Here is a 25,249-nt window from a genome sequence, read left to right on the forward strand (position 1 = left end):
CACAGACCCTTCTTACCGAACGGAGCCGTCCCGATGCCCGGACCTGAACCCGACCGCGTGGGCAACAGCCCCGAACTGCCCCGCCATGCCGATGTGGTGGTCATCGGCGGCGGCATCGCCGGGGTCTGCACGGCGCTGGAACTGTCGGAGCGGGGCCTGAGCGTCGCGCTGTGCGAAAAGGGCCATATCGCGGGCGAGCAATCGAGCCGCAACTGGGGCTGGGTCCGCCTGACGCATCGCGATGTCCGCGAACTGCCCCTCATGGCCGAATCCCGCCGCCTCTGGGCGGGGATGGATGCGCGCATCGGCGGCGGCACCGGCTATGTCCAATGCGGGGCGACCTATCTCTGCGCGACCGAGGCCGCGCTGGAGCTTGAGCGCGAGGCCATCCGCGAGCTTGCGCCCCATGGCGTTCCGGCCGAACTGCTGTCGCGCGCCGAGGTGATGGCGCAATGTCCGGGCCTTGCGCTCGATGTGGTGGGGGCGCTGCACGCGCCCTATGACGGGCGGGCCGAACCGCAGACCGCCGTTCCCGCCATGGCCCGCGCCCTTTTGGCGCGCGGTGTCGGCATCCATCAGGATTGTGCCGTGCGCGTGGTGGAAACGCAGGCGGGCCGCGTGTCGGGCGTCGTGACGGAACGAGGGCATATCGCCTGTTCGGCCGTGCTGGTGGCGGGGGGCGTGTGGTCGCGCCTGTTCCTCGGAAATCTGGGGATCGAACTGCCGCAACTGCGCACCAAGGGCAGCGTACTGCGCACCGAGCCGGTGCCGGACGGGCCGGAGGGGCATCTCAAATACCGCGATTTCGCGATGCGGCGGCGGGCGGATGGCGGCTACACCGTCGCCTCGGCGCTGCCCAGCCGCTATCAACTGACGCCCGACAGCTTGCGCCTGCTGCGGGCCTTCGCGCCGACGCTGCGGGCCGAATGGCGCAATATCAGCCTTGGGGTGGGGCCGTCCTTCCTTGAAGGGTTGCGCACCCCACGCCGCTGGGGCCCGGCCGAAGTCAGCCCCTTCGAGAAGGCCCGCGTTCTCGATCCCGCCCCCGACGACGCGCGCATCGACCGCGCGCTGGAGGTGGTCCGCAGGGCCCATCCCGCCTTCCGACATGCGAAGGTGGCGCAGAAATGGGGCGGCTATATCGACGTGCTGCCCGATGTGGTGCCGGTCATCTCGGGCACCGAAGGGGTGAAGGGCGGAATTCCGGGGCTGTTCGTGTCCACCGGATTCTCGGGGCACGGATTCGGCTTGGGCACCGGGGCAGGGCGCCTTGCGGCGGATCTGATCACCGGCGCGGCCCCGGTGGTCGATCTCACGCCCTTCCGCCTGCACCGGTTCAGCGACGGCACACGCATCAGCCCCAAGGGCAGCGTGATCCAGCGTTGATCGGCGAAACGCAGTTCAGGGGCGACGGCAGATGCCAGTCGTCCCGGATGCGATCGGAAGATGTTTTGGGAAAATCGACCTGAAACCGTTCAGGAGAATTTTGGTGGAGCCAGGCGGGATCGAACCGCCGACCTCTTGAATGCCATTCAAGCGCTCTCCCAACTGAGCTATGACCCCACCGGGTGTGCCCGCCGTTCCCGGCGTGCTCGGGCCTTCTATGAGAGCTTTCGGAGCCGCGCAAGTGGAAAATTCGCGTCCGGCTCCGAAAAAAGTCGAGGATCAGCTTTCGTCCTCGTCGCCCGCCACATCGGCCAGTTCGTCCAGCGAGACGTTGTCGTCGCTGTCGTCTTCCAGCAGGTCGTCATCGGTCTCTGCGGCGGCGTCGTCCTCCAGCAGGTCCTCGCCGTCCAGATCCTCGACCAGATTGGAATCGTCCTTGTCGTTCACCACGCGGCTGATGACGGCCGATGCCGCCTTGCGGCGCGCGCTTTCGACATCGACCACCTCGCCCGTGTAGGGGCTGACGATGGGCGTGCGGTTCAGGTCGTAGAAGCGTTTGCCGGTGGTGGGGCAAACCCGCTTCGTGCCCCAGTCCTCTTTGGGCATGTCAGGTTCCTTCAAAGGGGTGGCGGATGAAGTCGCGCCGTCGCTTGCCACAGGCGCGCGCGGCTGTCAAAGGCTTTCGAAGGCGCACAGATGGGGGTTCCCCCCGCCGAATGCAAGGCTAATCTGCGCCTGTGACGATGGAGGAAGCCATGCCTGTCCTGACCGACCTGCCGGGGGTGGATCTGGTGCTGCGCCGGTCGGCGCGGGCGCGGCGCTTCTCGCTGCGGGTCAGCCGGATCGATGGGCGGGTCACGCTGTCCATGCCCGCCCGCGCCCGCGAGGCCGAGGCGCTGGCCTTTGCCGGGCGCCATGCCGATTGGCTGCGCGGCACGCTGGCGGACATGACGCCTGCCCATATGGTGGGCGAAGGCACCCGCTTGCCCCTAGAGGGGCAAGAGGTGCGGATCGAGGCCGCCACCGGCCCCCTGCGCCTCGAGGGTGCGCGGCTGCTGGTGCCCCAGCCCATCGCCTCCCGCCTTCAGGCATGGCTGCGCGCCCGCGCCCGCGACCGGCTGGCCGCCGCCTGCGACCGCCACGCCGCCACGATCGGCCGCCCCTTCTGCCGCCTGACCCTGCGCGACACGCGCAGCCGCTGGGGCAGCTGCACCTCGGACGGGGCGCTGATGTTCAGCTGGCGGCTGATCATGGCCCCGCCGGAGGTGCTGGATTACGTCGCCGCCCACGAGGTCGCGCATCTGCAGGAGATGAACCATTCCCCCGACTTCTGGGCGGTGGTCGAGCGGCTTTGCCCCGATTATCCCGCGCGGCGAGCATGGCTGCGCGGCCCCGAAGGGCAGGCCCTGCTGTCGTGGCGCTTCGCATGATCCGTCCCCGCGCCGACACCACATCCGCGCATGAACGCGTCTATCGGGCGCTGCGCACCCGCATCATGCATGGCGAACTCGCGCCCGGTCAGGCGCTGACGCTGCGCGGGATCGGCCGCGATTACGGCGTGTCGATGACGCCGGCGCGCGAATCGGTGCGGCGGCTGGTGGCCGAAGGGGCGCTCACGCTCTCCTCCTCGGGGCGGGTCGCGACGCCCGAACTGTCGCCCGAACGGATCGAGGAACTGGCCGCGATCCGCTCGCTCCTGGAGCCGGAGATGGCCAGCCGCGCCCTGCCGCGCGCCCATTTCGCGCTGATCGACCGGCTGACCGCCATCAACATGGCCAATGCCGAGGCCGTCGCGAAAAGCGACGCTGTCGGCTATATCCGCACCAACCTCGAATTCCACCGCACGCTCTATCTGCGGGCGCAGGCCCCGGCGATGCTGGCGCTTCTGGAAACGGTGTGGTTGCAGCTTGGCCCGACCATGCGCGCCCTCTACAGCCGCTTGCGGCGCAACGAACCGCCCGCGCATCATCGCCACATCCTCGCCGCGCTTCAGGCGGGGGACGAGCCGGGCCTGCGGCTGGCGGTGCGCACCGACGTCACGCAAGGCCTGCGCCACCTTGCCGGATGGGAGAGGACATGACCCACCACATCAACCCCGAGGCCGAGATCGCCGAGACCGTGCTGCTGCCGGGCGATCCGTTGCGCGCCCGCTGGGTCGCCCAGACCTTCCTGCAGGATGCGGTGGAGGTGAACGCCATCCGCGGCATGTACGGCTATACCGGCATATGGCAGGGCCGCAGGGTCACCGTGCAGGGCACGGGAATGGGGATGCCCTCGCTCTCCATCTATGTGAACGAATTGATCCGCATGGGCGCGCGCAATCTGATCCGCATCGGATCGGCGGGCGGGATGCAGCCGGATGTGAAGGTGCGCGATCTGGTGCTGGCGATGTCGGCCTGCCATGCGGGCTACCCCTCGGCCACGATCTTCCGCGAGCTGTGCTTTGCCCCGACCGCCGATTTCGGCCTGCTGAGCCGCGCCGCCGCCGCCGCCCCCGAGGCGCATGTGGGGCAGATCTATTCCTCCGACACCTTCTATGACGAGCGGGCCGATCTCGGCGAACAGATGCGCCGCCATGGCGTTCTGGCCGTGGAGATGGAGGCGGCGGAGCTTTACGCCCTTGCGGCGCGGCACAAGGTGCGGGCGTTGGCGGTCTGCACCATCTCGGACCATCTGCTGACGGGCGAGAGCCTGCCGCCCGAGGAGCGCGAGCGCAGTTTCGCACGCATGGTGGAGGTGGCGCTGCACGCCGCCCACGCTTGACCAAACCGATTCGCGGGCGTTGAGTGGCCCATCATCGAAAGGGACGGCCATGAGACAACGGCAACTTGGCGCGCTGCGCGTCGGCGAGATCGGGCTTGGCGCGATGAGCTTCGGCGGCATGTTCGGGGCCACCGACGAAGAGGCCTCGCTGCGCACGCTCGATGCCGCGCAGGAGGCGGGCATCACGATGATCGACACCGCCAACGTCTATGGCCTTGGCGTGTCGGAGACGGTGATCGGGCGCTGGGGCCGGGCCGCGACGGTGGCGACGAAATGCGGCATCGTGTCCGGCCCGCCGCGCAGCATCGACAATTCCGAGCCCTACATCCGGGCTTGCCTCGAGGAATCGCTGCGCCGGCTGAAGCGCGATCATGTCGAGCTGTACTACATGCACCGGCACGATCCGAAGGTTCCGATCGAAGAGGTCGCCGGCACGATGGCGCGCCTGATCGAAGAGGGGAAGATCGGCGGCTACGGCCTGTCGGAGATCGCGCCCTATACTTTGCGCCGCGCCCATGCCGAACATCCGGTGACGGCGGTGCAGAACGAATACTCGCTCTGGACGCGGCAGCCAGAACTGGGGCTGCTTCAAACCTGCCGCGAATTGGGCGTGGCCTTCGTCGCCTTTTCGCCTTTGGGGCGGGGGATGTTCGGGGAGCACGCGCCGACGCGCGCGGATTTCCGGTCCGGCGTCGATTTCCGCCACACCAATCCCCGTTTCGTCGAGCCGAACTTCGCGGCCAATATCGCCGCGATCGAGCCGTTCCGCGCCTTTTGCCGCGATCGCGGCTGGACCGTGTCGGGCACGGCCCTTGCTTGGGTGCTGGCGCAGGGGGATCACATCATCCCCATTCCGGGCACCCGCACGGCCGAGCATCTGCGCGACTGGCTGGACGTGCACCCCTCGGCCGAGGATCTGGCCGAGATCGGGCGCATCCTGCCCGCGGGGTTCGCATGGGGCGACCGCTACGGCGATCACCAGTCCATGGCGGTGGAGCGTTACTGCTGACGCAGACAGTGGCGCGGCTCTTCGCCGCGCGGCAGGTCCGTTTCGGCGCCGCAGACGACGCAATGGAAAAAGGATCGCCCCTCGGGGGCGCGGGCGCGATCCTCGCGCCAGCGGCAATCGCGCGTCAGCGTCCGGCTGCGGTGCCACCACCAAGACAGCACGAAGAACGCCGCGATCCCAAGGAGGAACAGGATCGGCATCAGGCGGCGTAGTAGCCGAACATCTGATCCAAGTGGCCAAGGTCGGGCGCCTTCGCGGGCGGCGCCGCAGGGCGGGTGTAATAGGCAAGGGCGGCGGTGCCGGCATCGGGCTTGGCAGCAGCGGTCATGGCATTCTCCTTCATGCCTCTGATCTAGGGGCATGGGGGATGGCGCACCATGCCTCTTTCGGGAAGGTCGCCATGCATTTGCCGCAAGGCGCGCGGTGTGCTAGCTCTGCGGCATGATCGATCGCATGGTTCTGATGGGCGTGTCCGGCTGCGGCAAGACGACGGTGGGCAACGCCCTCGCGGCGGCCATCGGCCTGCCCTATCTGGACGGCGACATCCTGCATTCGGATGCCGCAGTCGCAAAGATGGCCAAGGGCATCCCCCTGACCGACGAAGACCGCTGGCCTTGGCTGCGCCGCGTCGGTGCGGCGCTGGCGGAACAGCCGCGCATCCTCGGCTGCTCGGCGCTCAAACGCGCCTATCGCGATCTGCTGCGGCAGGAGGCGGGGGAGATCCTCTTCATCCATCTGACGGGTGCGCCCGGCGTCATCGCCGAGCGGATGCGGCGGCGCAGTGGGCATTTCATGCCCGAAGTGCTGCTGCAAAGCCAGCTTGCCGATCTTCAGCCCCCCGGCCCGGACGAGATGGCGGCCCCCGTGGACATCGATCAGCCCGTAGAGGGCATCGTCCGCGACATTCAGCTTGCCATGGCGCGGGCCGAGGCCAGCCGGTAGCCGACCGCTTCGGCGATATGGGGCTGGCGCACCTCGGCGCTGGCGTCCAGATCGGCGATGGTGCGCGCCACCCGCAGCACCCGGTGATAGCCGCGCGCCGACAGACCGAACCGATCGGCCACCCGCGCCAGCAGCGCGCGCCCCTCCGCATCGGGCGTGGCGACGGCATCGAGGAGCGCGCCCTCGGCCTCCGAATTGGTGCGGATGCCATGACCGTCGAAGCGCCGCGCCTGCACCGCGCGCGCCGCCGCTACGCGCGCCGCGACGGTGGCCGTATCCTCGCCCGCCGCCGGCGCGTCGAGATCGCTCCACGCAACGGATGGCACATCGAGGCGCATGTCGAACCTATCCAGCAAAGGGCCGGAGACACGGCCAAGGTAATCCTCGCCGCAGGCCGGGGCACGGGCGCAGGCGCGCGCCGCATCGGACATGTAGCCGCAGCGGCAGGGATTGGCCGCCGCCACCAAGAGGAACCGGCAGGGATAGCGGATATGGGCGGCGGCGCGGGCGACCACGATCTCCCCCGTCTCGATCGGTTGGCGCAGCGTTTCCAGCACCGCGCGGGGAAACTCCGGCAATTCGTCGAGGAACAGAACGCCGTTATGGGCAAGGCTCATCTCTCCGGGGTGGGCGCCGCGTCCGCCCCCGGTGATCGCCGCCGCCGAGGCCGTGTGATGCGGCGCGCGGAACGGGCGCTGGCGGCGGATCCCCCCCGATAACAGCCCCGCAACCGAATGGATCGTGGAGGTTTCCAGCGCCTCCATGGGCGAGAGCGGCGGCAGCAGGCCGGGCAGGCGGGCCGCCAGCATCGATTTCCCCGATCCCGGCGTTCCGACCATCAAAAGATGGTGCCGCCCGGCGGCCGCGATCTCCAGCGCGCGCTTGGCCCGTTCCTGACCCTTCACGTCGCGCAGATCGCGCATGGGGGCATCGGGCAGCGCCTCGGCCGGATCGACGGGGGGCAGATGCGCCTGCCCGGTCAGATGGCGCACCACATCCAGCAGCGATCCCGCCGCCAGCACCTCGGTCGCGCCGATCCACGCGGCCTCGGCCCCGCAGGCGCGGGGGCAGATCAGCGCCCGGTCGGCCTCCGCCGCCGCCATCGCCGCCGGAAGCGCCCCTAGCACCGGCATCAACCGCCCATCCAACGACAATTCGCCGAGGCTGACCGTGGCTTCCACCTCGTCGGGGGGCAGGATGTCCATCGCGGCCAGCAGCGCCAGCGCGATCGGCAGATCGAAATGCGAGCCTTCCTTCGGCAGATCGGCGGGGGAGAGGTTGATAGCGATGCGCCGGGACGGAAGCGCGATGCTCATGGCGTCGAGGGCGGCGCGGATGCGCTCCTTCGCCTCGCTCACGGCCTTGTCGGGCAGGCCGACGATGGCAAAGGCCGGCAGGCCCGGCGAGACGGCGCATTGCACCTCCACCAAGCGGGCCTCGACCCCTTCGAAGGCGACGGTATAGGCGCGTGTGACCATGCTTTCCCCCAGATGGCACCGGCCTATCGGGGAAGCGTTTCGTATTGGTTAATGGAACCTTTCCGCACCGCGCCGCAGACCTGTTTTCCTTGGGGGAATGCCGCCGGTTCCAAAAATAATCGCCTTGAAGCACATTTTTTGGGAACTAGGGCGCCGCGCACGGTGTTGCCTTCCTGAAAACGGGAAGCTGCCCTTCCGGAAGGTGGGGCGGAAAGATCCCGGGTCAAGAGACCGCAGGACAGAAAGAGGGAACCCAGAGATGCCGCTCGACGCCTTCAGCGATCAGACGATGTCCCGCCGCGCCATGAAGGCAGAGCTGTTGGACGCGGAAACCGAGTTGAAGCTGGCCTATGCATGGCGTGACCAGCGCGACGAGGCCGCGCTGCACCGCCTTATCACGGCCTATATGCGTCTGGCCATCTCCATGGCGGCGAAATTCCGTCGCTACGGGGCCCCGATGAACGACCTGATCCAAGAGGCCAGCCTTGGCCTGATGAAGGCGGCCGACAAGTTCGACCCCGATCGCGGGGTGCGCTTCTCCACCTATGCCGTGTGGTGGATCAAGGCCTCGATCCAAGATTACGTCATGCGCAACTGGTCGATGGTGCGCACCGGCTCCACCTCGTCGCAAAAGGCGCTGTTCTTCAACATGCGCCGCGTGCAGGCCAAGCTGGAGCGCGAGGCGGAGGCGCGGGGCGAATCGCTCGACAGCCATCAGCTTCGCCACATGATCGCGACCGAAGTGGGCGTGCCGCTGGCGGATGTGGAGATGATGGAGGGCCGTCTTTCCGGCACCGACTTCTCGCTGAACGCGACTCAATCCTCGGACGAGGAGGGCCGCGAATGGATCGACGCGCTGGAAGACGACGCCGTGCAGGCGGCCGAGCAGGTGGAGGGCGCGCATGACGCGGCCTGCCTGCGCAGCTGGCTCATCTCGGCCATTCAGGGCCTGAACCCGCGCGAGCGTTTCATCGTGACCGAGCGCAAGCTGCGCGACGCGCCCCGCACGCTGGAAAGCCTCGGTGAGGAACTGGGCCTGTCCAAGGAACGCGTGCGCCAGCTGGAGGCCGCGGCCTTCAACAAGATGCGCCGCGCGCTGGAAGCCCAGAGCCGCGAAGTGCACCACTTCCTCTGATCCCGGCCATCGCCCATTGAGTCGCCCTTCGTCCCGTCATACCTCTGACAGGACGGAGGGCTTCATGCTTCAGGCAAAACGCATCTTGCTGATCATCGGCGGCGGCATCGCCGCCTACAAGGCGCTGGACCTGATCCGCCGCCTGACCGAACGCGGCGCATCCGTGACGCCGGTCCTGACCCGCGCCGCGACCGAATTCGTCACGCCCCTGTCCGTATCGGCGCTGGCGGGCGCGAAGGTGCACGAACATCTCTTCGATCTGACGGACGAGGCGGAGATGGGGCATATCCAACTCTCCCGCTCGGCCGATCTGGTGGTGGTGGCGCCGGCCACGGCCGACCTTCTGGCGCGCATGGCGCAGGGGCGGGCGGACGATCTGGCCTCCACGCTGCTGCTGGCGACGGACACGCCGGTGCTGGTGGCCCCCGCGATGAACGTGCGCATGTGGGATCACCCGGCGACGCAGCGTAATATCGCCACCCTGCGCGGCGACGGCATCGCCTTCGTCGGCCCGGATGACGGCGTGATGGCCTGCGGCGAATACGGGCCGGGGCGCATGGCCGAGCCGCTGGCCATCGTCGCGGCGGTGGAGGCGGCGCTGGCGGAGGGGCCGCTCGCGGGGCGGCATATCCTCGTCACCTCCGGTCCCACGCATGAACCGATCGACCCGGTCCGCTATATCGCCAACCGCTCTTCGGGGGCGCAGGGGACGGCCATCGCGGCGGCGCTGATGGCGCTGGGCGCGCGCGTCACCTTCGTCACCGGGCCGGCCAGCGTGCCGCCGCCCGCAGGCGCCACCGTCATCCGGGTGGAGACGGCGCGCGAGATGCTGGCCGCCGTAGAGGATGCACTGCCCGCCGATGCCGCGATCCTTGCCGCCGCCGTGGCCGATTGGCATGTGGTGAACGCCGCCACCTCCAAGGTGAAGAAGGGGGCGGGGGGCATGCCCGCGCTGCACTTCGCCGAAAATCCCGACATCCTGCGCACCCTGTCCCATGCGCCGAACCGCCCGCCGCTCGTGGTGGGCTTTGCCGCCGAAACCAACGATGTCATCGCCCATGCCACCGCCAAACGGGCGCGCAAGGGCTGCGACTGGATCGTGGCGAACGATGTTTCCCCCGCCACGGGCATCATGGGCGGGACGGAGAACGAGGTGACGGTGATCCGTGCAGAGGGTGCCGAGGCATGGCCCCGCATGACCAAGGACGCGGTCGCGCGCCGCCTTGCGCAGGCCGTGGCCGCGGCGCTGGCAGGGAACCCGGACTGACCTTTCCACGTTTGCCCGGACAGGAAAGGAGGGGCCATCATGTCCCGCATCGTTCTTGCCGCGCTGGCCGCCATGGCCTTCACCGGCATCGCCCAAGCCGCCGAACCGCTGGAGCGGATCGCGTTTCCCGAAGGCGCGACCAGCGCCACGCTGTCGGGCCGCGTCTCCGGCGCGGCGGATGACCGCTATGTCCTGACCGCCGCCGAGGGGCAGATCCTCGACGTGACGCTCGACGCCGATCAGGCGGGGGCGTGCTTCACCCTCTATACCCCCGCCGCGACCGAGCCGACCTTCACCGGCGGCTGCAACGGTCAGGCCTTTTCCGCCGTGCTGAGCGAAGAGGGCGATTACACCATCGCCGTCGGCGCCGCACCGGGGGTGGAGGCGTCGTCCTACACGCTGGTCGTGGCCGTCACGAACGATGTCGTGACCGGCGCGCCCGTCCTGCCGGCCGAATAGGTTGCCCTTGGCTTTGCGGCCTTCTACGGTCGCGCGGCAATGACGAGAGGGCATGACATGGCACCGACGGTGGAAGTGAAGGTTCTGGATCCCCGCATCCATGAGTGGGGTCTGCCTGCCTATCAGACCGAAGGGGCCGCCGCGATCGACCTCTTCGCCTGCCTCGATGCCCCGCTGGTGTTGCCTGCCGGGGAGCCGGCGGTGCTGGTCCCCGCCGGCATCGCCCTCTTCATGGATACCGATCAGATGGCGGCGCTGGCACTGCCGCGGTCGGGGGCGGGGCACAAGAAGGGCCTCGTGCTCGGCAATCTCGTGGGGCTGATCGATTCCGATTATACGGGCGGCATCTTCCTCAGCCTGTGGAACCGCAACCCCACGGGCGCGGCGATCACGGTGCAGCCGGGCGAGCGTGTGGCGCAACTGATGTTCGTGCCGGTCCTGCGCCCCGAATTGCGGATCGTGGACGAACATTCCGGCACGACGCAGCGCGGGGCGGGCGGCTTCGGCTCCACCGGATGACGGGCGAGGAGCTTCAGCGCTATTCCCGCCATATCCTGATGCGCGAGATCGGCGGCACCGGGCAGCGCAGGCTGACCGAGGCGCGGGTTCTGGTGATCGGCGCTGGCGGGCTGGGGGCGCCCGCGCTGATGTATCTGGCGGCGGCGGGTGCGGGCCATCTGACGGTGATGGACGGCGATGTGGTGGAGCTGTCGAACCTTCAGCGCCAGATCATCCATCTCGATGCCGTGGGCCAGAACAAGGCCCTGTCGGCGGCCGATACGCTCCGCCGTCTGAACCCGCATGTGGAGGTGACGGCGCTGCCCCGGCATTTCGAAGATGCCGATGATGTGGCCGGGTACGATCTGGTCCTCGATGGCAGCGACAGCTTCGCCACGCGCCAACGGGTGAACCGCGCTTGCCTTGCCGCTGGCGTGCCGCTCATTTCCGCGGCGCTGACGCAGTGGGAGGGGCAGCTTGGCCTCTTCGGCGATGGGGCCGCCTGCTATACATGCGTCTTTCCCGAAGAGCCCGCCGCCGGTTTGATCCCGACCTGCGCCGAGGCCGGTGTGCTCGGCCCATTACCCGGCATTCTGGGGGCCGCGATGGCCGCCGAGGCGGTGAAGCATCTGACCGGCGCGGGCGAGACGTTGCGCAATCGCCTCTGGCTGCATGACGCGCTCTATGGCGACAGCCGCACCGTCACCACGCGGCGCCGCCCGGACTGCGCCGCCTGCGGAACCGGCGCCCTTCCACGCGGTTGATCCGCGGCGAAGGAGTGGCCTATGCCGAACGATCCCTCGGTCCCGCGGGGGCTGGTCTATGTCGATGATACGATGCCCGGCATACGGCGCAGACGGTCGGGGCGGGGGTTCTGCTTCGTCGGGCCGGACGGGCTGACCCTGAGCGGGGCCGAGCGGGCGCGCTGCCTGAAGCTGGCCGTGCCGCCCGCCTATCGCAATGTCTGGATCTGCGCCCTGCCGAACGGGCATCTGCAGGCCACGGGCCTCGATGCACGGGGGCGCAAACAATACCGCTATCACCCCCATTGGGCCGATTGGCGGTCCGAGGCGAAATACGGCAACCTTCCGGCCTTCGGCCATGCGCTTGGCCGTCTGCGGCGGCGGGTGGACCGCGATCTGCGGGGCGAGGCGGGGGATCTGTCCTTCAGCCTTGCCGCGATGGTGATGCTGATCGACCGCGCCTATCTGCGGGCGGGCACCCCGGCCTATATGCTGGAGAACCGGACCTTCGGCGCCACCACGCTTCTGTCCCGGCATCTGAGCCTTGCGGATGGCACCGTGCGCCTGAAATTCCGCGCCAAGGGCGGCAAGGCCGTGAACCGCGTCCTGCGCGACCGCCGCCTGCACCGCATCATGCACCAGATCGGCGATCTGCCGGGGCGGCATCTGTTCACATGGCTCGACGAGGAGGGGGAGGTGCATCCCGTCTCCTCGCACAACCTCAACGACTACATCGCCGAGGCGTCGGGGATCGAGGGGGCCTCGGCCAAGACGTTCCGCACATGGGGCGGGTCGCTCTCGGCGTTTTCGGCGGCGCTGGCCGAACCGGGGCGGCTGACGGTGCGGCAGATGTCCGAGGCCGCCGCTGAGGCGCTGGCCAACACACCCGGCATCGCGCGCAAATCCTACATCCATCCCCGTGTTCTGGAACTGGCGGAACTGACCCCGGACGCCCGCGCGGCACGGCTTGGTGCCTTGCCGGAGGCGGGCGACCGGGGTTTGCGGGCGGACGAACGGCGGCTCTTGGGCCTCTTGGACGGCTAGTCGCCCTTGTGTTCGGGTTTGCCCTTGCGCTTGGTATGGGCCATCTCCTCCAGCTCGCGCTCGGACATGGAGGCTTCCATGCTGCGCGAGGCCCCCTGAAGATCGCTTTTCTTCGTATCTCCGCGCTTGGCCGACAGGGCGGCCCCGGCGGCCTTTTGTTGGGCTTTGGACGTGGCGGGCATGGCGCGCTCCTATCCGTGGATGGGGGGTGTGATCTGGCCGGGATCGGGAAGGTCGGGATCCTCGGCCGGCGGAATCGGGGCCGGGTCCGGCATCGGGTCGGGATAGGTGTCGGGGTTCGGCATGGGCGGCGGCTCGGTCGGGGGGGTATCGCCCGGAACGGGAACACCGACGGCGTGAATCATCTCTGTCATGATCGTCCTCCTGATCCCTGAAAACCGTCAGATCCGCCCAAGGTTCCGGAAGGGACGGCTAAGAAAGCGCGAACCCGCCATCCCGAACCGCCACGGCAGATCGACCGCGCGGCTGATGCCGATACGGGGGCCGGTGACGATCCGAACCTCGGGGCCGGGAAGGATCGTCAGGATGTCCGTGCCGTCATCCTCGATCCGCAGGGCCAGCGCCTGACCGATGCAGCCCGGACCGGCGCAAAGGCGGCGCGGATCCTGCGTTCCGCGGCGGGCGGTCATCGCCTCCATCCCCGAAAGCGGCTCCAGCGCGCGGATCAGAACGGCGCTGCCGGGCTGGCAGGTGACGTTCAGGCACAGATGGATCCCATAGGAGCGGTAGACATAGGCCAGCCCCGGCGGGCCGAACATCGCCCGGTTGCGCGGCGTCGGCCCGCGAAAGCTGTGCGAGGCGGGATCGTCGGGGGCATAGGCCTCGGTCTCCGTGATGCGCCCGCCCACGCCGCGCACCAGAAGCTGGGCGCCGATCAGGGCGCGGGCGATCTCGGGGGCGGGGCGGTCGAACCAAGCGTGGGGCAGGCGTTCCATCGCCGGGGACATAGCGCGCCCCGGAACATCGCCACCCGCCGCGCGTTTCCGTTCCTGAACCGAGAAAGGGGAAATCATGTCTGATGACCGCTATCGCGACCGCGAACCCTATTTGGACGGGCGCGGAACACGGACCGAAGGGGCCCGCCGGATGCACCAATACGGCGAGGATCCGCGCGGCGGCGACTGGATGTCGGACCGCGATCCGATCCCGTATGCCATGCCCTACCGACAGCCTTATCCCATGAACGATATCGACATGCGCAATGCCGATCCCTACGCCGCCCCGATGCAGCCGCGCGGGCCGCAGGGATCGAACGGCGACGGCCGGGGGGAGCGTGGCGCCCCGTCGGTCGATCACGGATATGGCACGCATGATCCGCGCAGCGGCGATCGCGGCATGATCGACCGGGCCAGCGACGAGGTCGCCTCGTGGTTCGGGGATGACAAGGCCGCCGCCCGGCGCGACGAGGATCATCGCGGCAAGGGGCCGCGCGGCTATGTCCGGTCCGATGCGCGCATCCTCGAGGATGTGAACGACCGCCTGTCCGAAGATCGCTGGGTCGATGCCAGCGACATTGACGTGCGTGTCACCGATGCCGAAGTGACGCTGTCGGGGATGGTCCAGTCGCGCGGGCAAAAGCGCCGCGCCGAGGATTGCGCCGAAGGCATCTCCGGCGTGAAACACGTTCAGAACAACCTGCGTGTCGCGCCGCAGGAAAGGCCGGCCTTCTAGGGCCGGTCCCGCATCACTCCGCGGCCACCGGCTCCAGCCCGGCGGCCCGGCGCACCGCCGGAACGGCGAGCCGCGCCACCGCCAGCACGATCAGGTAATAGCAAAGCGCTTCCAGAACCTCTTCGCCCTTTCCGGCAAGGGCGTTCGTCTCGTGTTGGATGATGATGCCGAAATCGGCCAGCTTGCGGCCAAGGCCGTCCAGCGTCTTGGCCGCAACGCCGCAGACGAAGGCCCCAAGGACGAGCCACGCATCCACCTCGGCCATCCGCAGGCGCGCCCACCACAGCGGCAGGTTGCGGCGCAGGATGCGCATGCCCGTCCACAGCGTGAAGGCGATGGCGATGGCCCCGATGATGCGCGTGGAGGTGGGGGCGGCGTGGGTGTAGGTCGTCAGCTTCAGCAGGCCATGATCGGTGAAGCGTTTGTCGAAATCCATCTCGCGCGCCAGCATCAGCGCCATCGCCGCCGGGATCTGCCATTCGCGCCAGCGCGCCTCGCCCGCCAGAAGGAACCACGCCCCGATCCCGAACAGCAGCAGGCCGAGCGAGGCTTGCTCCACCCCCGCGCCCTCGTGGAAGAAGAGTTCGATATCGGGAACCAGCGCAGCCGACACCACGAGATAGGCCAGAAGCACCAGCGTCACGGTGCGGGCGATGAACGAGAACGAGGGATGCTGCATGGCGGGAGGCTCCTTTGGGAAAGGGCGATGTAGGAGGTTTTACGCCGATGCGACATGACGCCGTCGCGGCATTGTCGTGAAACTGTCTTATTGGCGGGCGCGATGTTGCCAAGAGGCCACAACCGCCCCATCTTCGGCGCATGAAACACGCGCTCATCGTGGCCCATGGCCAACCCTCCGATCCCGAACCCGCTGCGGCCGAAATCGCCGCCCTTGCCGCGCGCGTCGATGCGGTGGCCGAAGGGTGGTCCGTGCGCAGCGCCACGCTGGCCGAGGCCGACGCCCTTGCCCGCGAGGTGCAGGGCAAGGAGGGCGTCATCTATCCGCTGTTCATGGCCGAGGGGTGGTTCACCCGCACGCATCTGCCCGAACGTCTGGCCAAGGCCGGGGGGGCGGGGTGGCGCATCCTGCCGCCCTTCGGCACCGATCCGGCGATCGCCGATCTGACGCTGGATCTGGCGCGCGCCGCGGGGCGCCCGATCCTGCTTGCGGCGCACGGGTCGTTCCGCAGCGCGGAGCCGTCGCGCATCGCCCACGACATGGCCGCCCGCATCGCCGCCGAGACGGGCCGCCCATCCCGCGCGGCCTTCATCGATCAGACCCCCCAGATCGCCGAGGTCGCGGCCGAGATGCCGGAGGCCGCCTGCCTTCCGTTCTTTGCGGCGCGGGGCGGCCATGTGATCGACGATCTGCCCGAGGCGCTGGATGCGGCGGGCTTCACCGGACCGCGGCTCGATCCGGTGGGGCTCGATCCGCGGGTGCCGGGGATCATCGCCGCCGCGCTTCAGGCGTGCAGATAGAGGTCGTAATCCACATCGGCGATGGTGCGCGCCACGCGCGCCCATTCCGCCCGTTTGACGGCGCAGAAGGTGCGGTGCATTTCCGGCCCCAAGGCATCGCGCAAGAAGGCCGACCCTTCGGCCCGTTCGATCGCGGCGCGCCAATCGGCGGGCAGGTCCGGATCGGGGGGCAGGTCATAGCCGTTGCCCGACACCTCCGCCCCCGGATCGATGCACGCTGAAAGGCCGTGGCGGATGCCCGCCAGCACCGTCGCCGCCACGAGATAGGGGTTGGCATCGACCCCGGCGGGGCGATGCTCGATCCGCCGCGCGGAGGGCGGGCTTTCGGGAATGCGCAGCGCGACGGAGCGGTTGTTGACCCCCCAACTGGCCGAAACGGGGGCATAGCTCTGCGCGGCGAAGCGGCGCCACGAATTGGCGTGGGGCGCGAAGACCAGCATGGATTCGGCCATCGTCGCCTTCAGCCCGCCGATCGCATGCAGCAGCCGGTCCGACCATCCGGGCCCGGTTTCGGCAAAGGCGTTGCGCCCCCGATCGTCATAGGCCGAAACATGCAGATGCATCCCCGAGCCTGCGGAATCGGCCATGGGCTTGGCCATGAAGCAGGCGGTGACGCCCATCGCGCGCGCCTGCGCCCGCACGATCCGCTTCAGCCGGATCAGATCATCCGCCGCCTGCAGCACGTCATGGCGATAGCGCAGCGTCAGTTCGTACTGCCCCGGCGCGAATTCGGAGATCATCGTCTCGGCCCGGATGCCCGCCGCCTCGGCCCCGGCATAGATCGCATCGAAGAGCGGCATCATCCCGTGCAGATGATCGACGGAATAGACCTCGGTCCGGCGGCTGACGCGCCCGTCCAGAACGGCGCGGGCGGGCTGAACCTGCCCCGCCGCGTCGCGGTCGTTGTCCAGCAGAAAGAACTCCAGCTCGAACGCGCCGGCGGGGTGCAGGCCCTCTTCGGCCATCGACGCGATCTGACGGGCCAGCGCGTGGCGCGGATCGGCGCCCATGGGATGTCCGTCCAGCGTGTGGACGGTCATCAGCACCTCGGCCCGGCGCGTGCCATGCAGCGGCACCAGCGTGCCCGGCACCGGCCATGCCCGCACATCGCCGTCGCCGGTGTCCCAGATCAGCCCGGTTTCGTGCACATCCTCGCCGCAGATATCCAGCCCGAGGACCGAGGCCGGCAGCAGCCGCCCCTGCGCGAACAGCGCGGGCAGTTCGTGGCGGCGGATGATCTTGCCGCGCCCGACGCCGTTGGCATCGTGCAGCACGACATCGACCGCCTCCACCTCGGGATGGGCGGCAAGGAAGGCTTCGGCTTCGCTGGGGTCGGTCGTCATCGGCTCTCCTCGGCCACGTCCTTGTGGATGATCACGTCGGTCTGCGGATAGGCAAGCAGGATCGTCCGCTTCAGCCCGGCGCCGATGTCATGAGCTTCGCGCAGGGACAGATCGCCGTCCAGTTCCAGATGCAGGTTGATGAAGATGCGGCTGCCGGCGGTGCGCGATTTCAGATCGTGAAAGCCGCGCACGCCCGGCCATGCGGCGGCAAGGGTGGCGATGCCCTCCAGCACCTCGGGGTCGGCCTGCCGGTCCATCAGCGCATCGAACGCGCCCCGGCCGATGCCAGCCGCCCCGATCAGCATCATCACCGCCGCCGCCAGCGCCACCACGCTGTCGATCTGCGGCAGGCCCAGCGGCCCCGCCGCCACCAGCGCGACGATCGCCCCGATATTGGGCACCAGATCGCCCAGATAATGCAGCCGGTCCGCCGCGATCACGCGGTTGCCCGTCCGCCGCGCCACATGGCCCTGCCACCACACCAGCGCCAGCGTCATCAGGATGGAGATCGTCATCACCGCGATCCCTTGCCGTTCATCCGCCAGCGGGGGCGGCGCATCGGCCAGAAGGCGCATCACCGCCGCCGCCGCGATCACCAGCGCCGACACGGCGATGAACACCGCCTGCGCCAGCGCGGCGATATCCTCGGCCGAGGAATGGCCGAAGGCGTGATCCTCGTCGGCGGGCCGCTGAGCATAGATGATCGCCGTCATCGCCCCGAGCGAGACCATGAGGTCGATCGCACTGTCGGCCAGCGATGCCGCGATGGAGAGCGCCCCCGTCTCGGCCACGGCCCAGAGCTTCAGCCCCACCAGCACCGCCGCCACGATGCAGGAGGCCGCACCCGTCCGCATCGCAAGGCGGGCCGCGTCGCGCATCAGTCCAGCACCTCGTCGGCGCCGACGCCCCAGATGTCGTCCTTGCTGATCCAGCCTTCCTCGCCTTGAATGCGCAGGCGGCACCAGTCGATGTTGCATTCCTGAAGGGCGCCGATCACGTCCTTCTCGGCCTTCAACACGACGGCGCTGTCGGCGTTGGGCCGGGAATGAAGTTCGGCGAGATCGGCGGTGACGAGCGCGCTGCGCGTGCCGGACAGCAGCGCGTAATGCATCCAGCCGCCCGCGCCCTCGGAATCCTCCACCCGGCGCCAATGGCCGTATTCGGCGGTGATCTTCAGCGGCATGCCGTTGCGGGTGAACACCCAGTCGATGCGATGGGTCAGGCCCGGACCGCGCCGGGCGTTGCCCTCGCTCGTCTTCAGGGTGACGTAGCGGGGCAGGGGCAGGTTCGTGACCGCGCCGACCGACGGGTCCGGGGCGGGATCCTGCGCGGCGGCCGCGCCGGTCATGAGGCTTGCCGCGACAAGGACGCAGCGCAGGATCCGGGTCATTCTTTCCATCCTTCGATCAGTAACCGCGCGCCCGGTCCACCCGGTGCAGCAGCGTCTCGCCCGCTTCGGCCCGCCGGATATTGGCGGCGATGACCGTGGCGGCGGTGGCGGGGCGGGACACCGCCGCGATATGGGGCGAGACGGTGACATCGGCCCGCGCCCAGAACGGATGTTCGGGCGGCAGCGGTTCGGTGTGGAACACGTCCAGCGTGGCATGGCCGACTTGGCCCGCATCCAGCGCCGCCAGCAGGGCCGCATCCTCGATCAGCGGGCCGCGGCCGGGATTGATGACGGCCGCGCCCGGCGCCAGCCAGCCGAGGCTGCGCGCATCGAGGATGCCGCGCGTGGCGGGCGTGTCGGGCAGCAGCGTCACCACGATCTCCGCCCCCTCCAGCGCCGGTTTCAGCCCGTCCTCGCCGTGGAAGGTCGGAAAGCCGGCATCCGTTTTCGGACTGCGGCTCCATCCCGTCACGCGGAAATTCAGCGCGCGCAGCATCCGGGCGGCGGCAAGGCCCAACTCGCCAAGGCCCAGCATCGTTACGCGGCGATCGCGGGCGAGGGGAGGGGCCTCCTGCACCCATGCGCGGCGCCCGATGTTCCGATCCAGCCAGAGGTGGTGGCGCAGCACCTGCGCCGTCACCCATTCCACCATCCCCTCGCACAGGGCGGGATCGACCATGCGGCACAGCGGCTGCGTCAGGGTGGGGTTGCCCACGATCCGCTCCACCCCGGCAAAGAGGCTGAGGACGGCCTTGGCGCGGGTGAAGGGCGCGAAATCGGTCAGATCGTCATTGGGGGCATAGACGATGTAATCGACCTCGGCGGGGTCCGCCATGCGCACCAGCCGCGCCGCGATCCCTTCCGCCGACAGGGCCGCAGGCAGGACGGTGCGATAGTCGTCCCACAGGGCGGGCCTGGCGGAAAAGAGGACGGTCAGGGTCATTCTTGCCTCTAGCGTGCGCGGTGGACATGCGCACTTTGCACGATCCCGAAGGCGGTCAGCAACACCATCATCGCCGAACCGCCATAGCTGACCAGCGGCAGCGGCACGCCGACAACGGGCGCAAGGCCCATCACCATCAGCATGTTGACGGCAAAGAGGAAGAAGAACGACGCCGCGATCCCGAGCGTGACGAGGGAAGCGAAACGGTCCTTCATCTGCACCGCCGAAGAGATGCAGAACGCGATGATGAGGACATAGAGCGCAAGGAGCGAGCAGGCGCCGACGAAGCCGAATTCCTCGGCGACGACGGTGAAGATGAAGTCGGTATGCTTTTCGGGCAGGAAGTTCAGCCGGCTCTGTGTGCCCTGCATAAAGCCGCGCCCCGTCCACCCGCCCGAGCCGAGGGCGATCTTGGCCTGCGTGATGTGATAGCCCGCCCCGAGCGGATCGGTGGAGGGATCGAGGAAGGTGTCGATCCGCGCGAACTGATAATCGCGCAGAAGCTGCCACGTCGTTCCCCGGCTCATCAGCACCACGGTCACGAGGCCGACCGCCGCGCCGATCACCACCGCGAAATAGATCCAGCTGACCCCGGCGCAGAACATCACCACCGCCCCGCCCAGCATCAGCAGGATCGCCGTCCCAAGATCGGGCTGCACCATCACGAGGCCCATCGGCAGCAGGATCAGCAGCACCGGCACCGCCACCCAAAGCGGGCGCGACACGCGCCGCGGGTCCAGCCAGTCGTAATAGGCCGCCAGCATCATCACGAGGGCGATCTTCATCAGCTCGGACGGTTGAAGCATGATGAACCCGAGGTTCAGCCACCGCTGCGCCCCCATGCCGACATGGCCCATCACGTCCACCGCCACCAGCAGCGCGACCGACAGCAGATAGGCCACCGCCGAGACGTTGCGCCAGAACCAGATCGGCACCATCGCCACCATCAGCATGATGCCGAGGCCGACGGCGAAACGCTTCATCTGCGGCTCGGCCCAGAGGGCGATGTTGCCGCCCGCCACGGAATAGAGCATCAGCCAGCCCACCGCGCAGACCGAGGACAGCAGCAGCACCAGCGGCCAGTTCAGATAGAGCACCTTGCGCAGACCGCTCGGGACGGTCTGGATGCGGTATTCCAGAAAGCTCATGCCCGGCCCCGCGTGCCGCCGGCGCTGGCCAGCGTGCCGAAATCGCGCAGGCGCATTTCCGACAGGGCGGTGCCGATGCGGCCCCGCTGATCGGCCGGATAGGCCGAGAGCGGCGGCATGCCCCCCGTCAGGATGCGCAGCAGGATGTCCCGCACGATGGGGGCGGCCACGGCCGAACCGCCGCCGCCATGTTCCACCACGCAGGCCACCGCGACCTTCGGCGCATCGTAGGGCGCGAACCCGATATAGAGCGCGTGGTCGCGCCGGTTCCATGGAAGCTGATCGTTGCCGATCACGCCGCTGGCCCGTTCGGCGGTGGAGATGTTACGCACCTGAGAGGTGCCGGATTTGCCCGCCATCGTCAGCGCCGGATCGACGATGCGGCTGCTGTAGCCGGTCATCCCGAAGGTGTTGGACACGGTGTGCATCCCGTGGCGCACCTGCCGCAGCATGGCGGGATCGAAATCGAGGGGAGGGGCCTCCTCGATCGGGACCTCCTTGTCGCCGATCGCATGGATCAGCCGCGGCTTCACCGCCCGCCCCGAGGCCAGCCGCGCCGTCATCACCGCCAGTTGCAAAGGCGAGGCGAGCACATAGCCCTGCCCGATGGAGGCGTTGATCGTATCGCCGATGCGCCAATCCTGACCGTAGCTGGCCTGTTTCCACGCCTTGTTCGGCACCACGCCTTCGATGATGGCGGACATGGGCAGATCGTGGCGCTGGCCAAGGCCCATGCGGCGACCGACCTCGGCCATCTTGTCGATGCCGACCCGCTGCGACACGTCGTAGAAATACACGTCGCAGCTCTTGCCCATCGCCCCATCGAGGTTCAGGTGCCCATGGCCCCAGCGGGAATGGCAGTGGAAGCGCCGCCCGCCGTAATCGTAATAGCCCGGACAATAGACGGTGGTGTTCGCGTCGATCACCCCCGCCTCCAGCGCCGCAAGGCCGGTGATGACCTTGAACGTCGATCCCGGCGGATAGGCCCCCGACACGGCCTTGTTCGACAGCGGGCGGTGATCGTTGCCCGTCAGTTCGGCATAATCGCCATAGGAGATGCCGCGCACGAACAGGTTGGGGTTGAACGAGGGCGCCGATGCGACGGCCAGAAGGTTGCCGTTCGTCACATCCATCGCCACGACCGAGGCGCTTTCCTGCCCCAGCCGCACCTGCGCGAAGTTCTGCACCTCGGCGTCGATGGTCAGATGCAGGTCGGCCCCGGCCTCGCCCTCCATCCGGTCCAGCTCGCGCATGACGCGGCCGACGGCGTTCACCTCGATGCGGCGGGTGCCGGCATGGCCGCGCAGGCGGTCCTCCTGCCATGTCTCCACGCCGACCTTGCCGATCTGGAACTGCGGGATCTGCAGCAGCGGGTCCGGCACCTCTTGGGCGGCGAGATCGCGCTCCGACACGGGGCCGACATAGCCGACGACATGCGCGAAATCGGTATCGAGCGGATAGATGCGCGACTGCCCCACCTCGGGGGTGACACCGGGCAGCGAGGGCGCGTTGACCGCCACGCGGGACATCTCGTCCCAGCTGATGCGATCGGCCACGATCAGCGGCACGAAGGCCGACCGCTTCTTCGCCTCGCCCTCCACCCGGGCGATGTCGTTCTCGCTCAGCGGGATGACGCGCTGCAGGCGGTGCAGCACCTCGTTCACATCGCCCGCATCCTCGCGCGTGATGATGACGCGGTAGTTCTGCTCGTTCCCGGCGATCAGGCGGCCGTGCCGGTCGAAGATCTGGCCGCGGTTCGGCGGGATCAGCCGGATGGAGACGCGGTTCTCCTCGGCCAGCATGCGGTACTGATCGGCCTCGTCCACCTGCATGTACCGCAGGCGCGCCCCGAGGACGGCCACCACGGCCGACATCGCCCCGCCGAGGCACAGGGCGCGGCGGGTGATCTTGCGGGTGCTCTGGTCGCTGTCGCGATGCGCGATACGTTTCACATCCGTCTCCCGTATGCGTCGATTTCGCCGGTGGCCGGTTTGTGCAGCCCCAGCATCCAGGTGGAAACCAGCACGACCACAGGATAGCACAGGATCGATGCCGTCACCTTCAGCATGGCATAGCCCAAGGCGACCTGCGGAAGAAAGACCATCGCGAACACGAATCGGTAAGCGAGCTCCATCCCGACCATCAGCGCCGACACCGCCAGCCATTCGGTCAGGAAGTTCAATTCGCGGGCAAGGGCCACGCGCGAGCGCAGGACTTCGCTCCCCAGAAGGACGATCGCGGTCCAGAGGCCGGGCGGGCGCATCAGCAGCACATCCTCGGCCAAGAGGACGGCGGCGATCAGCGGGGCCACCATCATGTTGGGCCGCCGCACCGTCCATGCCAGCGTGATGCACAGCAAAAGGTCCGGACCCGGCCAGTCCCCCGCCTGCGCCCCAAGGGGCAGCATCATCGCCAGCGTCACGATCAGCGCGATCAGCACATAGGCCAGACGCCAGACCCAGCGACGGGTCCGCACCCGGCGCATCACGGCCCCGCCTGCGAGGCGAGGGGCGGGATTTCGGGGGAGGCGGGCAAGGGCGGGGTGATCAGATCGCCGGGATCGGTCGGCACCGGACGCTCGCGCGAGCGCAGGACGCGCAGGAATTCCAGCCGCCCGTAATCGGCGGCCAGCCGCACGCGCAGGCGGCGATCGGGGCTTTGCGCGACCTCGCCGACCAGAAGGTCCGACGGGAACACCGCCCCGTCGCCCGAGGTCACGACCCGGTCGCCCGGCCGGACGAGATCGGGCTTTTCCAGAAATTCCAGCACCGGCGAGGGCGAATTGTCGCCCGACAGCAGCGCCTTCTGCCCCGAGGGCTGCACGACGACGGGGATGCGGCTGTTCGAATCGGTCAGCAGGATCACGCGGGCGGTCTGTTCGCCCACCCCGGCGATGCGGCCCACGAGGCCGACCCCGTCCATCGTGGCCCAGCCATCGCGGATGCCGTCGCGGTGGCCGACATTCAGCAGCACCGACTGGCGGAAGGGCGATCCCGAATCGGCCAGAACCACGCCCGTCACATGCGTCAGTTGCGGATCGAGCCGCACCTGATTGAGGTCCAGCAGCTTGGCGTTCTGCTGCTCCAGTTGCAGCGCGGCCTCTTTCCACGCGCGCATCTGCTGCAACTCGCGCCGCAATTCCTGATTCTGCTCGTAGATGCGGGCGTAGGAGCGGGCATCGTCCAGCATCCCCGCCACCTTCGTCACCGGCACCATCGCCCATTCGAAGCTGGGCACGAACCGGTCGACGATGGCGGCGCGCAACTGCTCGACGCGCACGCTGTCGATCCGCCAGATCAGGAAGATCGCCAGCAGCAGCGCGACCAGCCCGCCCACGAGAATGCGGCGCAGGGGGCGGGTGAAGTCGTCCGATCCGTTGCGATCGCGTGCCACGCTGACCTCGGTTTCGTTCTCAGGTGTCGTAGTCGATGACGTGACGCAGCTGCTTCTGGTATTCCAGCGCCTTGCCGGTCCCGAGCGCCACGCAGTTCAGAGGCTCGTTCGCCACCGAGATGGAGAGGCCCGTCTGCTCGCGCAAGGCCAGATCCAGATCGCCCAGCAGCGCGCCGCCGCCCGTCAGCATCACGCCGCGATCGACGATGTCGGCCGCCAGATCGGGGGGCGTGGCCTCCAGCGCCTGCATCACGGCATCGCAGATGGACTGCACCGGCTCGGCCAAGGCCTCGGCGACTTGGGCCTGATTGATCTCCACCTCCTTGGGCACGCCGTTCAACAGGTCGCGCCCGCGGATCAGCATGGAGGCGCCGCGCCCGTCATCGGGCATCCGCGCCGTGCCGATGGAGGTCTTGATCCGTTCGGCCGTCGCATCGCCGATCAGCAGGTTCTGCTGGCGGCGCAGGTAGGACACGATCGCCTCGTCCATGCGGTCGCCGCCCACCCGGATGGAGCGGGCATAGACGATATCGCCCAGCGAGAGGACCGCCACCTCGGTCGTGCCGCCGCCGATATCCACGACCATGTTGCCGGTGGGTTCGGTGATGGGCAGGCCGGCCCCGATGGCGGCCGCGATCGGTTCCGCGATCAGGCCCGCGCGCCGCGCCCCGGCCGACAGAACCGACTGGCGGATCGCCCGCTTTTCCACCGGGGTGGCGCCATAGGGCACGCAGACGATGATCTTGGGCTTGGAGAAGGTGGTCCGCTTGTGCACCTTGCGGATGAAATGCTTGATCATTTCCTCCGCGGTGTCGAAATCGGCGATGACGCCGTCGCGCATCGGGCGGATCGCCTCGATGGATCCGGGGGTGCGGCCCAGCATCAGCTTGGCATCCTCACCCACCGCCAGAACCTGCCGTTTGCCGTCCTTGACGTGATAGGCGACCACCGAAGGTTCGTTCAGGATGATGCCCCGTCCCTTCACATAGACGAGCGTGTTCGCCGTGCCGAGGTCGATAGCCATGTCCGACGAAAAGATACCCGCCAATGCCATTTGCGTTCCTGTCTGCTGTCCAAAATGCCCACGAGTCGCGCCAGACGCGGGCGGCTTCTTATAAAAAGCGAACGGGCGAAGCG

General features: G+C 68.6%; 31 protein-coding genes and 1 tRNA gene. 14 read left to right on the top strand and 18 right to left on the bottom strand.

The window, feature by feature from the left end:
* Positions 1 to 33: 33 nt before the first annotated feature.
* The gene (locus GR316_RS10520; RefSeq protein ID WP_211783870.1) at positions 34 to 1,386 is read left to right on the top strand and encodes an NAD(P)/FAD-dependent oxidoreductase; all 1,353 of its coding nucleotides are present in this window, start codon (positions 34 to 36) and stop codon (positions 1,384 to 1,386) included.
* 101 nt (positions 1,387 to 1,487) lie between these two features.
* On the opposite strand, the gene GR316_RS10525 is transcribed toward GR316_RS10520, so the two are convergent.
* Positions 1,488 to 1,563 (bottom strand) — tRNA-Ala (locus GR316_RS10525).
* Between the two features lie 102 nt (positions 1,564 to 1,665).
* Positions 1,666 to 1,992 (bottom strand): TIGR02300 family protein, encoded by a 327-nt coding sequence (locus GR316_RS10530; protein ID WP_211783871.1) that lies wholly within the window; start codon positions 1,990 to 1,992, stop codon positions 1,666 to 1,668.
* A gap of 149 nt (positions 1,993 to 2,141) precedes the next feature.
* Here GR316_RS10530 and GR316_RS10535 point away from each other — a divergent pair, with 149 nt between their 5' ends.
* The 4 genes from GR316_RS10535 to GR316_RS10550 are packed head-to-tail and all read left to right on the top strand — an operon-like array spanning position 2,142 to position 5,158.
* Positions 2,142 to 2,816 carry a M48 family metallopeptidase gene (locus GR316_RS10535; RefSeq protein ID WP_211783872.1) on the top strand — a complete coding sequence of 225 codons (675 nt, stop codon included), beginning with the start codon at positions 2,142 to 2,144 and terminating at the stop codon, positions 2,814 to 2,816.
* The gene (locus GR316_RS10540) at positions 2,813 to 3,466 is read left to right on the top strand and encodes a GntR family transcriptional regulator (RefSeq protein ID WP_211783873.1); all 654 of its coding nucleotides are present in this window, start codon (positions 2,813 to 2,815) and stop codon (positions 3,464 to 3,466) included. Before GR316_RS10535 ends, GR316_RS10540 begins: the two co-directional genes overlap by 4 nt.
* On the top strand, positions 3,463 to 4,149 hold the full coding sequence (deoD, locus tag GR316_RS10545; RefSeq protein WP_211783874.1) for a purine-nucleoside phosphorylase: 687 nt from the start codon (positions 3,463 to 3,465) through the stop codon (positions 4,147 to 4,149). The genes GR316_RS10540 and deoD overlap by 4 nt, the downstream gene beginning before the upstream one ends.
* Before the next feature lie 49 nt (positions 4,150 to 4,198).
* Positions 4,199 to 5,158, top strand: a complete 960-nt coding sequence (locus GR316_RS10550; protein WP_211783875.1) for an aldo/keto reductase — start codon at positions 4,199 to 4,201, stop codon at positions 5,156 to 5,158.
* On the opposite strand, the gene GR316_RS10555 is transcribed toward GR316_RS10550, so the two are convergent.
* Positions 5,149 to 5,358 carry a hypothetical protein gene (locus tag GR316_RS10555; protein ID WP_211783876.1) on the bottom strand — a complete coding sequence of 70 codons (210 nt, stop codon included), beginning with the start codon at positions 5,356 to 5,358 and terminating at the stop codon, positions 5,149 to 5,151. The genes GR316_RS10550 and GR316_RS10555 overlap by 10 nt on opposite strands.
* Positions 5,358 to 5,486 (bottom strand): hypothetical protein, encoded by a 129-nt coding sequence (locus tag GR316_RS13885; RefSeq protein WP_256442670.1) that lies wholly within the window; start codon positions 5,484 to 5,486, stop codon positions 5,358 to 5,360. The genes GR316_RS10555 and GR316_RS13885 overlap by 1 nt, the downstream gene beginning before the upstream one ends.
* A 113-nt stretch (positions 5,487 to 5,599) precedes the next feature.
* Between GR316_RS13885 and GR316_RS10560 the strand changes: the two genes are divergently transcribed.
* On the top strand, positions 5,600 to 6,100 hold the full coding sequence (locus GR316_RS10560; protein ID WP_211783877.1) for a gluconokinase: 501 nt from the start codon (positions 5,600 to 5,602) through the stop codon (positions 6,098 to 6,100).
* Here the strand turns inward: GR316_RS10560 and GR316_RS10565 are convergent.
* A complete protein-coding gene (locus tag GR316_RS10565) occupies positions 6,064 to 7,578 on the bottom strand; it encodes a YifB family Mg chelatase-like AAA ATPase (protein ID WP_211783878.1) in 1,515 nt (504 codons plus the stop codon). The genes GR316_RS10560 and GR316_RS10565 overlap by 37 nt on opposite strands.
* A 259-nt stretch (positions 7,579 to 7,837) precedes the next feature.
* Between GR316_RS10565 and GR316_RS10570 the strand changes: the two genes are divergently transcribed.
* The 6 genes from GR316_RS10570 to GR316_RS10595 all read left to right on the top strand — a co-directional run bounded on the left by GR316_RS10570 (position 7,838) and on the right by GR316_RS10595 (position 12,724).
* Complete coding sequence (locus GR316_RS10570) at positions 7,838 to 8,713, top strand: RNA polymerase factor sigma-32 (RefSeq protein ID WP_211783879.1); 876 nt, start codon at positions 7,838 to 7,840, stop codon at positions 8,711 to 8,713.
* A 64-nt stretch (positions 8,714 to 8,777) separates the two neighbouring features.
* Positions 8,778 to 9,980: a bifunctional phosphopantothenoylcysteine decarboxylase/phosphopantothenate--cysteine ligase CoaBC gene (coaBC, locus tag GR316_RS10575; RefSeq protein WP_211783880.1), complete on the top strand. Its 1,203-nt coding sequence runs from the start codon at positions 8,778 to 8,780 to the stop codon at positions 9,978 to 9,980.
* A 39-nt stretch (positions 9,981 to 10,019) separates the two neighbouring features.
* A complete protein-coding gene (locus GR316_RS10580) occupies positions 10,020 to 10,439 on the top strand; it encodes a hypothetical protein (protein WP_211783881.1) in 420 nt (139 codons plus the stop codon).
* Positions 10,440 to 10,496: 57 nt separating this feature from the next.
* Entirely contained in the window at positions 10,497 to 10,958 is a 462-nt protein-coding gene (gene dut / locus GR316_RS10585; protein WP_211783882.1) for a dUTP diphosphatase, read from the top strand.
* Positions 10,955 to 11,701 carry a HesA/MoeB/ThiF family protein gene (locus tag GR316_RS10590; RefSeq protein WP_211783883.1) on the top strand — a complete coding sequence of 249 codons (747 nt, stop codon included), beginning with the start codon at positions 10,955 to 10,957 and terminating at the stop codon, positions 11,699 to 11,701. The genes dut and GR316_RS10590 overlap by 4 nt, the downstream gene beginning before the upstream one ends.
* Positions 11,702 to 11,722: 21 nt before the next feature.
* Complete coding sequence (locus GR316_RS10595; RefSeq protein WP_211783884.1) at positions 11,723 to 12,724, top strand: DNA topoisomerase IB; 1,002 nt, start codon at positions 11,723 to 11,725, stop codon at positions 12,722 to 12,724.
* Here GR316_RS10595 and GR316_RS10600 read toward each other — a convergent pair.
* The 3 genes from GR316_RS10600 to GR316_RS10610 are packed head-to-tail and all read right to left on the bottom strand — an operon-like array spanning position 12,721 to position 13,680.
* A complete protein-coding gene (locus GR316_RS10600) occupies positions 12,721 to 12,906 on the bottom strand; it encodes a DUF3008 family protein (protein WP_211783885.1) in 186 nt (61 codons plus the stop codon). The genes GR316_RS10595 and GR316_RS10600 overlap by 4 nt on opposite strands.
* Before the next feature lie 9 nt (positions 12,907 to 12,915).
* Positions 12,916 to 13,098, bottom strand: coding sequence for a hypothetical protein (locus GR316_RS10605; RefSeq protein ID WP_211785211.1), 183 nt, complete (start codon positions 13,096 to 13,098; stop codon positions 12,916 to 12,918).
* 27 nt (positions 13,099 to 13,125) lie between these two features.
* Positions 13,126 to 13,680, bottom strand: coding sequence for a DNA-3-methyladenine glycosylase (locus GR316_RS10610; RefSeq protein WP_211785196.1), 555 nt, complete (start codon positions 13,678 to 13,680; stop codon positions 13,126 to 13,128).
* Between the two features lie 76 nt (positions 13,681 to 13,756).
* Between GR316_RS10610 and GR316_RS10615 the strand changes: the two genes are divergently transcribed.
* Positions 13,757 to 14,416, top strand: coding sequence for a BON domain-containing protein (locus tag GR316_RS10615; protein ID WP_211783886.1), 660 nt, complete (start codon positions 13,757 to 13,759; stop codon positions 14,414 to 14,416).
* Positions 14,417 to 14,429: 13 nt separating this feature from the next.
* On the opposite strand, the gene GR316_RS10620 is transcribed toward GR316_RS10615, so the two are convergent.
* Positions 14,430 to 15,095, bottom strand: a complete 666-nt coding sequence (locus GR316_RS10620; RefSeq protein ID WP_211783887.1) for a hypothetical protein — start codon at positions 15,093 to 15,095, stop codon at positions 14,430 to 14,432.
* A gap of 140 nt (positions 15,096 to 15,235) precedes the next feature.
* Between GR316_RS10620 and GR316_RS10625 the strand changes: the two genes are divergently transcribed.
* The gene (locus GR316_RS10625) at positions 15,236 to 15,895 is read left to right on the top strand and encodes a CbiX/SirB N-terminal domain-containing protein (RefSeq protein WP_211783888.1); all 660 of its coding nucleotides are present in this window, start codon (positions 15,236 to 15,238) and stop codon (positions 15,893 to 15,895) included.
* Here the strand turns inward: GR316_RS10625 and GR316_RS10630 are convergent.
* The 9 genes from GR316_RS10630 to GR316_RS10670 are packed head-to-tail and all read right to left on the bottom strand — an operon-like array spanning position 15,880 to position 25,166.
* Positions 15,880 to 17,238, bottom strand: a complete 1,359-nt coding sequence (locus GR316_RS10630) for a glutamine synthetase family protein (protein WP_211783889.1) — start codon at positions 17,236 to 17,238, stop codon at positions 15,880 to 15,882. The genes GR316_RS10625 and GR316_RS10630 overlap by 16 nt on opposite strands.
* Positions 17,235 to 18,116 (bottom strand): cation diffusion facilitator family transporter, encoded by an 882-nt coding sequence (locus GR316_RS10635; RefSeq protein WP_211783890.1) that lies wholly within the window; start codon positions 18,114 to 18,116, stop codon positions 17,235 to 17,237. The genes GR316_RS10630 and GR316_RS10635 overlap by 4 nt, the downstream gene beginning before the upstream one ends.
* Positions 18,116 to 18,628, bottom strand: coding sequence for an SH3 domain-containing protein (locus tag GR316_RS10640; RefSeq protein WP_211783891.1), 513 nt, complete (start codon positions 18,626 to 18,628; stop codon positions 18,116 to 18,118). Before GR316_RS10640 ends, GR316_RS10635 begins: the two co-directional genes overlap by 1 nt.
* 16 nt (positions 18,629 to 18,644) lie before the next feature.
* Complete coding sequence (locus GR316_RS10645; protein ID WP_211783892.1) at positions 18,645 to 19,571, bottom strand: 2-hydroxyacid dehydrogenase; 927 nt, start codon at positions 19,569 to 19,571, stop codon at positions 18,645 to 18,647.
* Positions 19,572 to 19,579: 8 nt separating this feature from the next.
* Positions 19,580 to 20,719: a rod shape-determining protein RodA gene (rodA, locus tag GR316_RS10650; protein WP_211783893.1), complete on the bottom strand. Its 1,140-nt coding sequence runs from the start codon at positions 20,717 to 20,719 to the stop codon at positions 19,580 to 19,582.
* Entirely contained in the window at positions 20,716 to 22,671 is a 1,956-nt protein-coding gene (gene mrdA / locus GR316_RS10655; protein WP_249218767.1) for a penicillin-binding protein 2, read from the bottom strand. Before mrdA ends, rodA begins: the two co-directional genes overlap by 4 nt.
* The gene (locus GR316_RS10660; RefSeq protein WP_249218850.1) at positions 22,668 to 23,204 is read right to left on the bottom strand and encodes a rod shape-determining protein MreD; all 537 of its coding nucleotides are present in this window, start codon (positions 23,202 to 23,204) and stop codon (positions 22,668 to 22,670) included. The genes mrdA and GR316_RS10660 overlap by 4 nt, the downstream gene beginning before the upstream one ends.
* Complete coding sequence (gene mreC / locus GR316_RS10665; protein ID WP_211783895.1) at positions 23,204 to 24,112, bottom strand: rod shape-determining protein MreC; 909 nt, start codon at positions 24,110 to 24,112, stop codon at positions 23,204 to 23,206. Before mreC ends, GR316_RS10660 begins: the two co-directional genes overlap by 1 nt.
* Positions 24,113 to 24,131: 19 nt before the next feature.
* Positions 24,132 to 25,166: a rod shape-determining protein gene (locus tag GR316_RS10670; RefSeq protein ID WP_211783896.1), complete on the bottom strand. Its 1,035-nt coding sequence runs from the start codon at positions 25,164 to 25,166 to the stop codon at positions 24,132 to 24,134.
* Positions 25,167 to 25,249 lie beyond the last annotated feature (83 nt).

Source organism: Falsirhodobacter algicola (assembly GCF_018279165.1).
GTDB lineage: Bacteria > Pseudomonadota > Alphaproteobacteria > Rhodobacterales > Rhodobacteraceae > Falsirhodobacter > Falsirhodobacter algicola.

Coding starts and splice junctions, on each gene's coding strand:
- GR316_RS10600 (WP_211783885.1), bottom strand. CDS start 12,906: ATGCCCGCCACGTCCAAAGCCCAACAAAAGGCCGCCGGGGCCGCCCTG.
- GR316_RS10635 (WP_211783890.1), bottom strand. CDS start 18,116: ATGCGCGACGCGGCCCGCCTTGCGATGCGGACGGGTGCGGCCTCCTGC.
- GR316_RS10630 (WP_211783889.1), bottom strand. CDS start 17,238: ATGACGACCGACCCCAGCGAAGCCGAAGCCTTCCTTGCCGCCCATCCC.
- GR316_RS10570 (WP_211783879.1), top strand. CDS start 7,838: ATGCCGCTCGACGCCTTCAGCGATCAGACGATGTCCCGCCGCGCCATG.
- GR316_RS10550 (WP_211783875.1), top strand. CDS start 4,199: ATGAGACAACGGCAACTTGGCGCGCTGCGCGTCGGCGAGATCGGGCTT.
- GR316_RS10610 (WP_211785196.1), bottom strand. CDS start 13,680: ATGGAACGCCTGCCCCACGCTTGGTTCGACCGCCCCGCCCCCGAGATC.
- GR316_RS10555 (WP_211783876.1), bottom strand. CDS start 5,358: ATGCCGATCCTGTTCCTCCTTGGGATCGCGGCGTTCTTCGTGCTGTCT.
- GR316_RS10615 (WP_211783886.1), top strand. CDS start 13,757: ATGTCTGATGACCGCTATCGCGACCGCGAACCCTATTTGGACGGGCGC.
- GR316_RS10625 (WP_211783888.1), top strand. CDS start 15,236: ATGAAACACGCGCTCATCGTGGCCCATGGCCAACCCTCCGATCCCGAA.
- GR316_RS10535 (WP_211783872.1), top strand. CDS start 2,142: ATGCCTGTCCTGACCGACCTGCCGGGGGTGGATCTGGTGCTGCGCCGG.
- GR316_RS10645 (WP_211783892.1), bottom strand. CDS start 19,571: ATGACCCTGACCGTCCTCTTTTCCGCCAGGCCCGCCCTGTGGGACGAC.
- GR316_RS10560 (WP_211783877.1), top strand. CDS start 5,600: ATGATCGATCGCATGGTTCTGATGGGCGTGTCCGGCTGCGGCAAGACG.
- dut (WP_211783882.1), top strand. CDS start 10,497: ATGGCACCGACGGTGGAAGTGAAGGTTCTGGATCCCCGCATCCATGAG.
- GR316_RS10595 (WP_211783884.1), top strand. CDS start 11,723: ATGCCGAACGATCCCTCGGTCCCGCGGGGGCTGGTCTATGTCGATGAT.
- GR316_RS10520 (WP_211783870.1), top strand. CDS start 34: ATGCCCGGACCTGAACCCGACCGCGTGGGCAACAGCCCCGAACTGCCC.
- coaBC (WP_211783880.1), top strand. CDS start 8,778: ATGCTTCAGGCAAAACGCATCTTGCTGATCATCGGCGGCGGCATCGCC.
- GR316_RS10565 (WP_211783878.1), bottom strand. CDS start 7,578: ATGGTCACACGCGCCTATACCGTCGCCTTCGAAGGGGTCGAGGCCCGC.
- GR316_RS13885 (WP_256442670.1), bottom strand. CDS start 5,486: ATGACCGCTGCTGCCAAGCCCGATGCCGGCACCGCCGCCCTTGCCTAT.
- GR316_RS10640 (WP_211783891.1), bottom strand. CDS start 18,628: ATGACCCGGATCCTGCGCTGCGTCCTTGTCGCGGCAAGCCTCATGACC.
- rodA (WP_211783893.1), bottom strand. CDS start 20,719: ATGAGCTTTCTGGAATACCGCATCCAGACCGTCCCGAGCGGTCTGCGC.
- GR316_RS10540 (WP_211783873.1), top strand. CDS start 2,813: ATGATCCGTCCCCGCGCCGACACCACATCCGCGCATGAACGCGTCTAT.
- GR316_RS10670 (WP_211783896.1), bottom strand. CDS start 25,166: ATGGCATTGGCGGGTATCTTTTCGTCGGACATGGCTATCGACCTCGGC.
- GR316_RS10580 (WP_211783881.1), top strand. CDS start 10,020: ATGTCCCGCATCGTTCTTGCCGCGCTGGCCGCCATGGCCTTCACCGGC.
- GR316_RS10590 (WP_211783883.1), top strand. CDS start 10,955: ATGACGGGCGAGGAGCTTCAGCGCTATTCCCGCCATATCCTGATGCGC.
- deoD (WP_211783874.1), top strand. CDS start 3,463: ATGACCCACCACATCAACCCCGAGGCCGAGATCGCCGAGACCGTGCTG.
- GR316_RS10530 (WP_211783871.1), bottom strand. CDS start 1,992: ATGCCCAAAGAGGACTGGGGCACGAAGCGGGTTTGCCCCACCACCGGC.
- GR316_RS10660 (WP_249218850.1), bottom strand. CDS start 23,204: ATGCGCCGGGTGCGGACCCGTCGCTGGGTCTGGCGTCTGGCCTATGTG.
- GR316_RS10620 (WP_211783887.1), bottom strand. CDS start 15,095: ATGCAGCATCCCTCGTTCTCGTTCATCGCCCGCACCGTGACGCTGGTG.
- GR316_RS10605 (WP_211785211.1), bottom strand. CDS start 13,098: ATGACAGAGATGATTCACGCCGTCGGTGTTCCCGTTCCGGGCGATACC.